3 protein-coding genes are annotated in these 1,653 nt (G+C 62.5%); 2 read left to right on the top strand and 1 reads right to left on the bottom strand.

Going from position 1 to position 1,653, the window contains the following annotated elements:
• Positions 1 to 230 precede the first annotated feature (230 nt).
• The gene (locus J9892_RS15510; RefSeq protein WP_094333930.1) at positions 231 to 680 is read left to right on the top strand and encodes a glycine zipper 2TM domain-containing protein; all 450 of its coding nucleotides are present in this window, start codon (positions 231 to 233) and stop codon (positions 678 to 680) included.
• 136 nt (positions 681 to 816) lie between these two features.
• A complete protein-coding gene (locus J9892_RS15505) occupies positions 817 to 1,470 on the top strand; it encodes a DUF480 domain-containing protein (RefSeq protein ID WP_049637067.1) in 654 nt (217 codons plus the stop codon).
• A 49-nt stretch (positions 1,471 to 1,519) separates the two neighbouring features.
• On the opposite strand, the gene J9892_RS15500 is transcribed toward J9892_RS15505, so the two are convergent.
• Positions 1,520 to 1,653, bottom strand: a 134-nt coding sequence (locus tag J9892_RS15500; RefSeq protein WP_162231338.1) for a transposase, incomplete at its 5' end; no start/stop codon positions are given.

Below are 1,653 nucleotides of genomic sequence, written 5' to 3'. Positions count from 1 at the left end.
TGCGCTTTGGTGGCATCCATGAATATCGACTGGGAGAAGCTCCGCCACAAGTAACGGAGCTAACAGGAGACCAGCAGATCATTTTGGAGGTATTGGGTGAGCGCTATCGGCAAATTTATTCCTAAATCAGGTGCGGAATGTCGGTTGGTGGTGTAGTCTCCCCGGGGGGATGGCGTGGCCCAAGGCGGGGTCGGCGTCATCGGGTCTTGGTCGTCACCGGAGTGGATATCGTGAAGAAGAGTGCATTCATCGTCATCAGCCTGCTCGCCCTGACGGGTTCGCCCGTTGTCGCGGGCACCAGCGCCCAGGTGGAATACGGCACGGTACAGGAGAGCCGCCTCCTCACCCAGGAGGCGCCCCGGCAGGGAACTACCCGGCCCCTTCGCACCATAGGGGCGGCCGCGCTGGGAGCCGCCGTCGGCAGCCAATTTGGCGGTGGCTCCGGCCAGACCGTCGCCACCACAGTGGGGGCCGTCGCGGGGGCCGAAGTCTCCCGCCGCCGCCAGGGTAACCAGCAGAGCGAGCAGGGCCGGCAGACGGTCGAGCTGCTGATCAAGACGGAGGCGGGCAAACTGCTCAACGTCGTGCAGGAGCAGGATCCCGCACTCACCTTCGCCAAGGGGGACAGGGTGCGCATCCTGACCACGGGAGCGGACACCCGGGTCGACAAGTCTGTATAGCCACGTCGGGGCAGGAGCTGTACAAGGTTGCACCAAGGGGGTCATCGGCTCGCAAAAACGGGTTTGAGTGCTGGACGGCGGTAGCGTCTTGGCTAAGATAACCGTCTTAACGTCTTGTTTGGCAAGGGAGTATGACATGGAGATAGTACTAGGCCCATTAGAGGCGCGCGTGATCGGCTGCCTGATAGAGAAAGAGATCTGCACGCCGGATCAGTACCCTCTCTCGCTCAATGCGCTGGTCAACGCCTGCAACCAGAAGAGCAACCGCGAGCCCGTGCTGGAGCTCGCCGAGCTGGACATCCGCGCCGTGATCGACGAGCTGATCCGCCGCCGCCTGGTGGTCAATACCGCCGGTTTCAACGCCCGGGTGCCCCGCTATCAGCACCGCTTCTGCAACACCGAATTTGGCGAGCTCAAGTTCACGGCCCAGGAGCTCGGCATTGTCTGCGAACTCTTGCTGCGCGGCCCGCAGACCCCGGGTGAACTGCGCTCGCGCACCAATCGCCTGTGCAGTTTCGACGACGTGACCGAGGTGGATGCCGTGCTGGCCGGCCTCGTCGAGCGGGGGCCCTATGTGGTCAAGCTGCCCCGGGAGCCGGGCAAGCGAGAGTCCCGCTACGCCCACCTGTTCGGCGGGGAGATAGACCTGGAGGCCCTGGCACAGAGCGCACCGGCAGTCAGCCACGCCTCTCCTGCCGCCGATCGCCTGAGCCAGCTGGAAGAGGAAGTCGAGCGCCTCAAGTCGCAGTTGCAGGCGCTGGAATCCCGCCTGGCACGGCTCGAAGGCTGAGGGTGACTCCTGGCTCAATCAAGAGGCGCTGCAGCGCCTTTTTTTAGGTTCATCGCGGCTTTCCGGGGAAGGCCGCCTTGATTTTCAGAAAAAAGTATTCTGAGTCCCTAAATCCATATGCCATACGCTTTATCACTTTGATCTTGTTGTTCACCCCTTCCAGCACACTCGTGTGCATCGGGT

Origin of the sequence: Aeromonas sp. Prich7-2 (assembly GCF_017939255.1) — a bacterium.
GTDB lineage: Bacteria > Pseudomonadota > Gammaproteobacteria > Enterobacterales > Aeromonadaceae > Aeromonas > Aeromonas caviae.
The sequence above is the reverse complement of the archived record's forward strand: the minus strand, read 5'-3'. Positions and strand labels throughout refer to the sequence as shown.